Origin of the sequence: Caenispirillum bisanense, from assembly GCF_039523075.1 — a bacterium.
Taxonomy (GTDB): Bacteria; Pseudomonadota; Alphaproteobacteria; order Rhodospirillales; family Rhodospirillaceae; genus Caenispirillum; species Caenispirillum bisanense.
On sequence record NZ_BAAAEP010000031.1, the window covers coordinates 45,871 to 53,634 of the forward strand.

Here is a 7,764-nt window from a genome sequence, read left to right on the forward strand (position 1 = left end):
GTCACCTCCGTCCGCCCGCGGCCCCGCGCCGCGGGCGGATGACGTTCCGACCGCTGCCAGGGTCCATCCGCCATGCGTCGCCGCCGACTCCGCCTGCCCCTCGCCCTTGCCGCCGCCACCGTCGCCGCCACCGCCGTGGCCCTCCCGGCCGGCGCCGTGATCATCCTCGACAGCACCTGGCGCCAGGAAGGGGGCACCGCCGCCCGGCCGGAAGCCGGCTTCGGCGCACACCTGCGGCTGGCGGCCGAACCGCAGTTCAAGGCGGTGGTCGCCTTCGCCAGCGACGGCGAGACCTGGGGGGAGGCCTCCGGCACCTGGATCGGCAACGACGACCGATACGCCTACGTGCTGACCGCCGCCCATGTGTTCGAGCTGCCGCCGCAGGCCGACTCCTACGTCATCCGCTCGCCGGGCGGCACCATCCACCACATCGACCGCATCTGGATGCCGCCGGAGTGGGCCGGCGATACCGACACCCGCACCGGCTACGACCTCGCTATCCTGCGCCTGACCAAACCGATGACCGATGCCGGCCCGGCCCCCGTGCTCTATGCCGGCAGCGGCGAGGCGGGCAAGCTCATCACCTTCGTCGGCTACGGCAGCCGCGGCATCGGCTCGCGCGGCCAGCAGGACGAGTTCTACACGGGCTCCGACAAGGCCGCCGCCCAGGGCATCGTGGATGAGTGCATCGACCTCGACCGCACCGCCGCCGCCGACCCGGAGGCCGATGCCGGCGGCTACCTGGGCGTCTTCCTGGGGCGCGAGGACGGCACGGTCGAAAACCCCTACGGCGGCAGCGCAAAGCCGCCGAACCGGCTGGCCGGGCTGCTCGGCTCCGGCGACAGCGGCGGGTCGGCCTGGATGCAGGCGGGCGCCGGCTGGGTGATCGTCGGGGTCAACTCCAACGGCTCCGGCGAGGCGGCCTATGGCGACAGTTCGTGGTTCGCCCGCGTCGGGCCGCACCGCGCCTGGATCGCCGGCATCTTCCCCGGCGCCCGCTTCACCGACTGATCGCAGGGGTGGCTGCGGCCAGGGCCTTTTCCTCCGCCTCCTTCAGCAGCACCCAGACGTGGCGCTCCACCTTGCGCAGGCCCTCCGGCGCGCGGTCGAGGTTGTCGAGCGCCGAGGCGCAGGCATCGGCCAGGCCGCCCGTCTCCCAGTGGGTGATGACCGCCGGGTGGACGTAGGACTTGCGGCAGATGGCGTGGGTGTTGCGCAGGCGCTTCGCCACCGCCTGCACCGCCGCCTTCAGGTGGCTCTGGCGTTCCTTCTTCGTCGTCGCCTCGGGCAGGCCGCAGAGTTCCTGGAAGGCCATGACGGTCGCCGCCCAGGTGCGGAAGTCCTTGGCGGTGAAGTCGTCGCCGCCGTATTCGTGCAGATACGCATTCACATCGTCTGACCCGACGACGCGGCGTGACCCGTCGTCGGCGATGTACTGGAACAGGTGCTGGCCGGGCAGGTCCTGGCATTCCGCCACCACGCGGGCCACCCGCGGGTCGCGGACGTCGAGCTTCCATTCCTTGCCGCTCTTGCCGACGAACTCGAAATGGATGTCGGCGCCGTTCACGTCCACATGGTCCTCGCGCAGGGTGGTGAGGCCGTAGGACTCGTTGTCGCGCGAGTATTCCGGGTTGCCGATGCGGATCAGGCTGCCCTCCAGCAGCCGCACCACCGCCGCCACCACCTTCTCCGGCGGCAGGCCGGGCCGCGACAGGTCCGCCGAGACGCGGCGGCGCAGGGCCGGCAGGGCGGCGGCGAATTCCAGGATGCGGTGATACTTCGCCTCGTCCCGCACCTCGTGCCACTTGGGATGATAGCGGTACTGCTTGCGGCCGCGCACGTCGCGCCCGGTGGCCTGCAGGTGGCCGCGCGGGTCGGCGCAGATCCACACGTCCTTGTAGGCCGGTGGCACCGCCAGACTGCGCACCCGCGCCATCTCGGCGCGGTCGGTCAGGCGGCTGCCGTCGGGCAGGGTGTAGCTGAAGCCCTTGCCGTGGCGCCGGCGACGGATGCCGGGCTCGGTGTCCGACGAATACCGCAGGCCGTGCCGCTTCAGGTCGGTCGCTGCGACGTCGCTCGGCATGGTCATGGACGCGGGCGACCTCCTCTGGGGGCGCTCCCGGCAGGAGCGGCATCATCTCCTTTCCGACAACGAGATCCGTTCCGGGGGCGTTGCGATCCAGGTGCAGCAGCAGCGGCAGCAGCCTGATCCGCCTTCCCGCGCCGGCCGTCCGCATAAGACCAACGGATGATGAAGAAGGTCATGCGGCGGCGGAACCCCAGGCCAAAGGCCCGCGTTGCCACCTCTAGCTCAACCTAAGGAGGGGACATGGGCGAGACTGTACTCATCACCGGTGGTGCCGGCTTCATCGGCTCCCATCTTGCCGACGCCCTGCTGGCCGATGGCCGCCGCGTGCGGGTGTTCGACAACCTGTCCGAACAGGTCCACGGCCCCGATGTCGGCGTCCCGGACTATCTGGCGGCCGAGGTGGAGTTCATCAAGGGCGATGTGCGCGACAAGGACGCCCTGCGCGCCGCCCTTGATGGCGTCGACGCGGTGGTCCATCTGGCGGCCATGGTCGGCGTCGGTCAGAGCATGTACCAGATCGACGACTACACCGCCGTCAACGACCTGGGCACCGCCAACCTCCTGCAATGCCTGATCGACCGGCCGGTGAAGCGGCTGGTGGTCGCCTCCAGCATGAGCATCTACGGCGAGGGCCTGTACAAGGACGCCTACGGCCGCCTGGTCGACGATGCCAGCCGGGCGGTGGAGACCCTCAAGCGCGGCCAGTGGGAGCCGGTGGGCGAGGAAGGCCGCCCCTACGAGCCGGTGCCGACGCCCGAAACCAAGCGCCCCGAGCTGGCCAGCGTCTACGCCCTTGGCAAGTACGTGCAGGAACGCATGTGCCTGATGGTCGGGCAGGCCTACGGCATCCCCACCACGGCGCTGCGGTTCTTCAACGTCTACGGCACCCGGCAGGCGCTGTCGAACCCCTACACCGGCGTGCTGGCGATCTTCGCGAGCCGGCTGCTCAACGGCAAGCCGCCGCGCATCTTCGAGGACGGCCGCCAGCGGCGCGATTTCGTCCACGTCACCGATGTCGCCCGTGCCTGCATGGCGGCGCTGGACCGCGACGCCGCCGCCGGCCGCGCCATCAACGTCGGCTCCGGCCGCGTCCACACCATCACCGAAATCGCCGAGACGCTGGCCCGCACCATGGGCCGCGGCGACATCGCGCCCGAGATCACCGGCGAGTACCGGGTGGGCGACATCCGCCACTGCTTCGCCGATATGACCCTGGCGGAGGAGGTGCTCGGCTTCCGCCCGCAGGTGGCGTTCGAGGACGGGCTGGCGGAACTGGTGGAGTGGGTGGCCGCCCAGACCGCCGACGACCGGGTGGACGACGCGGCGCGCGAGTTGCGCCAGCGGGGGCTGGTGGCATGACGGCAGTCCCTCCGCCCACGACTGCCCTGCCCTCCCCCACCCTTGGCCTTGTCGAATGGCTGCGCCCCGGCGACCACGACCGTACCGAGGCGCTGCTGGCCGACATGAAGCGCCTCGGCCTGCGCCACCTGCGCACCGGCGTGTCGTGGGCCGACTGCTACACCGAGGAAGGCCGCGCCTGGTACGCCTGGCTGCTGCGCCGGCTGTCGCGGGAGGTGGAGGTGCTGCCCTGCGTCACCTACACCCCGCCGTCCATCGGCGAGTTCCCGAAGACCTGCGCGCCGCCGCGCGACCTCAAGGCCTATGCCGACTTCCTCGACGTGCTGGTGACCGAACACGGCGACTGCTTCGAGTGGCTGGAGCTGTGGAACGAGCCCAACAACCTCAACGACTGGGACTGGCGGGTCGACCCGGCGTGGGGCAAGTTCGCCCACATGATCGTGCTGGCCAGCCACTGGATGCACCAGCGCGGCAAGAAGACGGTGCTGGGCGGCATGTGCCCGACCGACCCCAACTGGGTCGCCCGCATGGCCGAACTGGGGGCGCTGGGGGCCATCGACGCCGTCTCGCTGCACGGCTTCCCCGGCACCTGGACCCATGACGGCGCCACCTGGGCGCGGCAGGCGGAAGACGTGCGCGCCGTGCTGGCGACGCAGGATCGCCCCATCGAGCTGTGGATCACCGAGGCCGGCTATTCCACCTGGCGCCACGACGAAACCACCCAGATGGAGGTCTTCCTCGACCTGCTGAAGGCGCCGGTTGAACGCGCCTACTGGTATGCGTGGTCGGACCTGCACAAGGACGTGGCCAGCCAGGAAGGCTTCCACGTCGACGAACGCCACTACCACTTCGGCCTGCGCACCCCGGAAGGGCGGGAAAAGCTGCTGTTCCGCCTGCTGGAAAAGGGCGGCGTGGAGGCGGTGCGGCAGGTGGATGCCGCCCTCGGCCACAAGCCGCTCGCCACGCCGCATCTGGCGCGCGGCGAAAAGCCGGTGCTGGTGACCGGCGGTGCCGGCTTCCTCGGCTCCAACCTCGCCCACCGGCTGGCGTCACAGGGCCGCCACGTGCTGGTCTACGACACCCTCAGCCGCGCCGGGGTGGAGGACAACCTCGGCTGGCTGCTGGACGCCCACCCCGACCACATCGAGCCGGTGCCCGGCGACATCCGCGACCGCTGGCGCATCCGCGACGTGGTGAAGCAGGCCGGCACGGTGTTCCATCTGGCCGCCCAGGTGGCCGTCACCACCTCCGTCGCCGACCCGCGCGAGGATTTCGACATCAATCTCGGCGGCGTCATGAACGTGCTGGAGGCGGCACGCGAGGCCGCGACGCCGCCCAAGCTGGTGTTCGCCTCCACCAACAAGGTCTACGGCGCCCTGGCGTCGGTGGAGATGATGGAGGAAGCCACCCGCCACCAGCCGCTGAACCCGCTGGTGCGCCGCCACGGCGTGCCGGAGAGCCAGCCGCTCGACCTCTACAGCCCCTATGGCTGCTCCAAGGGCGGCGCCGACCAGTACGTCATCGACCACGCCCGCATCTACGGCCTGCCGGCCTGCGTGTTCCGCATGAGCTGCCTCTACGGCCCGCGCCAGTTCGGCACCGAGGACCAGGGCTGGGTCGCCCATTTCATGATCCGGGCCCTGAAGGGGGAGCCGATCACCCTCTACGGCGACGGCAAGCAGGTGCGCGACGTGCTGTTCGTCGACGATGTGGTCGATGCCTGGCTGCTGGCGGAACGCCACATGGAGGCCGTGCGCGGCACCGCCTTCAACATCGGCGGCGGCCCGGCCAATGCGGTGTCGCTGCTGGAGGCCATCGACGCCATCGGCGACCTGGCCGGGCGGCGGCCGGAGGTGCGGTTCGGCGACTGGCGGCCCGGCGACCAGCTGTGGTACGTCAGCGACACCCGCGCCTTCCAGGCCCTGACCGGCTGGCGACCGCAGGTGGAGGCCGCCGACGGCTTCCGCCGCCTGCGCGACTGGCTGGTCGGCCACGGCATCGCCGGCCTCGCCCCGGCCGAGACCGGGGCCGCGTCGCCCGCCCGCCGCGCCAAGGTGCGGAGGGTGGCGGTATGAGCGGCATCCGCGTCTGCCTCGTCAACCCGCACTGGAGCTTCGAGGGCAGCATCTACTTCGGCTGCCGCGAGCCCCACCTGCCGCTGGAACTGGGCTATTCCAAGGCCCTGCTGGAGCGCGCCGGCCACGAGGCGATCATCATCGACGGCCACATGGACGGCCTAAGCCTGGACGAGATCCGCCGCCGGGTGGCCGCCTTCCGGCCCGACATGACGGTGGTCACCACGGCGCCGAGCTACCTGTTCTGGCGCTGCGCCCCGCCCGAGCTGCGGGTGCCGCAGGAGGTGATCGACACCATCCGCGACGTCGCCGGCGACATGGTGGCGGTCGGCCCCCATGCCTCCACCACGCCACGGGCGGCGCTGAAGAAGCTGGCGCTCGACACCGTGGTCATGGGCGAGTGCGAGGAAACCCTGGTGCGCCTCGCCAACGGCGAGGACCGCCGCGCCATCCCCGGCGTCGCCATCCGCGATGCGGCGATGGAGAGCGGCTTCAAGATCACCGGCGGGCCGCAGGCGGCGAAGTTCACCGACCTGCCGGCGCTGCGCTGGCCGGACGAGTGGGTGCGCAAGCACCACCATCACCACCACCGCTTCGACGCCGAGCCCACCGGCCCCGGCGCCGAGGTGGAAGCCAGCCGCGGCTGCCCCTACTCGTGCTCGTTCTGCGCCAAGGAGAACTTCCGCGACAAGTACCGCCGCCGCGACCTGACGCTGCTGCTGGAGGAAATCGACGGCCTCATCGCCCAGGGGGTCGAGTACCTCTACTTCGTCGACGAGATCTTCCTGCCCGACCGCCGCCTGCTGGAAGCGCTGGCGGAGCGGCCGGTGAAGTTCGGCGTGCAGACCCGCCTGGACCTGTGGAAGTTCGACATGATCGACCTGCTGGGCCGCGCCGGCTGCGTCTCCATCGAGGCGGGGGTGGAAAGCATCACGCCCGAGGGCCGCGCCCTGCTCGACAAGAACTGCAAGCTCGGCACCGATGAACTGACCGAACGGCTGGTGGCGGCGAAGCGGGTGGTGCCCTTCGTGCAGGCCAACCTGATCGAGATGCCCACCGACGACGATGCCGACATCGCCGCCTGGCGCGAGGTGGTGCGCGAGCGCGGGGTGTGGGCCAACGATCCGGTGCCGCTGTTCCCCTATCCGGGCTCCCCCGACTATCGCAAGCTGTTCGGCCTGCCCGACGATCAGGCGTGGGAACGGGCCATGGACTACTACCTGCGCCAGTTCGCCCAGTTCAGCGACATCCAGGAAGGCCGGCCGCTGCCGCTGTCGGCGCTTGAACGCCGGGCCGCCGAATGACCGGCGGCGCCCCGCCCCGCCTGCGCTGCGTGCTGATGACCGCCGACACCGTCGGCGGCGTCTGGCATTACGCGCTGGAACTGGCCCGCGGCCTGACGGCGCGCGGGCTGGTGGTGGTTCTGGCCACCATGGGCCGTCCGCCCACCCCCGACCAGCGGGAGGACGCCCGCGCCATCCCCGGCCTGGTGCTGGAAAGCAGCGGCTATGCGCTGGAGTGGATGGCCGACCCGTGGGACGACGTCGCCGCCGCCGGCGCCTGGCTGCTGCGGCTCGTCCGCCGCTACCGGCCGCAGGTGGTCCACCTCAACGGCTATGCCCATGCCGCCCTGCCCTTCGGGGTGCCGGTGCTGGTGGTGGCCCATTCCTGCGTGTGGTCGTGGTACCGCGCCGTGAAGGGCCGCGACCCCGGCGCGGAGTGGAGCCGCTATCGCCAGGAAGTCGCCGCCGGGCTGCGGGCGGCCGATCTGGTGGTGGCGCCGACCCTCAGCTTCCTGGGCGAGGTCGGCGGGCTCTATGGCCCCTTCCGCGACGCCCGCGCCATCCGCAACGGCCGCGACCTCGGCCTTTACGACGGCGCCGCCGCCACCGCCGGCGAGCCCAAGCGGCCGGTGGTGCTGGCGGCCGGGCGGGTGTGGGACGAGGCCAAGAACCTGCACGCCCTGCAGGAGGCGGCGCAGCGCGGCCCGTGGCCGGTGCTGGTGGCCGGCGACGCCCACGGCCCCGACGGCAGCGTGGCGCCGGTGCCGGGGACGGTGCCGCTCGGCCTGCTGCCGGCCGCCGCCATGCGGGCGGAGATGATGCGCGCCGCCGTCTTCGCCGCCCCGGCGCGCTACGAGCCCTTCGGCCTGGCGGTGCTGGAGGCGGCCTTGTCCGGCTGCGCCCTGGTGCTGGCCGACATCCCCACCTTCCGCGAGCTGTGGCAGGACGCCGCCCTGTT

Annotated in this window: 6 protein-coding genes; 5 read left to right on the forward strand and 1 reads right to left on the reverse strand. The window is 71.5% G+C overall.

Annotation, left to right across the window (positions count from 1 at the left end):
• Positions 1–72: 72 nt before the first annotated feature.
• Positions 73–1,011: a trypsin-like serine protease gene (locus ABD056_RS14420; protein ID WP_343867684.1), complete on the forward strand. Its 939-nt coding sequence runs from the start codon at positions 73–75 to the stop codon at positions 1,009–1,011.
• Here ABD056_RS14420 and ABD056_RS14425 read toward each other — a convergent pair.
• Entirely contained in the window at positions 1,001–2,089 is a 1,089-nt protein-coding gene (locus ABD056_RS14425; protein ID WP_343867685.1) for a DNA topoisomerase IB, read from the reverse strand. The genes ABD056_RS14420 and ABD056_RS14425 overlap by 11 nt on opposite strands.
• Positions 2,090–2,329: 240 nt before the next feature.
• Between ABD056_RS14425 and ABD056_RS14430 the strand changes: the two genes are divergently transcribed.
• The 4 genes from ABD056_RS14430 to ABD056_RS14445 all read left to right on the forward strand — a co-directional run.
• Positions 2,330–3,448, forward strand: coding sequence for an SDR family NAD(P)-dependent oxidoreductase (locus tag ABD056_RS14430; RefSeq protein WP_343867687.1), 1,119 nt, complete (start codon positions 2,330–2,332; stop codon positions 3,446–3,448).
• Positions 3,445–5,523 carry an SDR family NAD(P)-dependent oxidoreductase gene (locus tag ABD056_RS14435; RefSeq protein ID WP_343867689.1) on the forward strand — a complete coding sequence of 693 codons (2,079 nt, stop codon included), beginning with the start codon at positions 3,445–3,447 and terminating at the stop codon, positions 5,521–5,523. The genes ABD056_RS14430 and ABD056_RS14435 overlap by 4 nt, the downstream gene beginning before the upstream one ends.
• A complete protein-coding gene (locus ABD056_RS14440) occupies positions 5,520–6,827 on the forward strand; it encodes a TIGR04295 family B12-binding domain-containing radical SAM protein (protein ID WP_343867691.1) in 1,308 nt (435 codons plus the stop codon). Before ABD056_RS14435 ends, ABD056_RS14440 begins: the two co-directional genes overlap by 4 nt.
• Positions 6,824–7,764, forward strand: a 941-nt coding sequence (locus ABD056_RS14445) for a glycosyltransferase family 4 protein (protein WP_343867693.1), incomplete at its 3' end; no start/stop codon positions are given. The genes ABD056_RS14440 and ABD056_RS14445, both read left to right, overlap by 4 nt.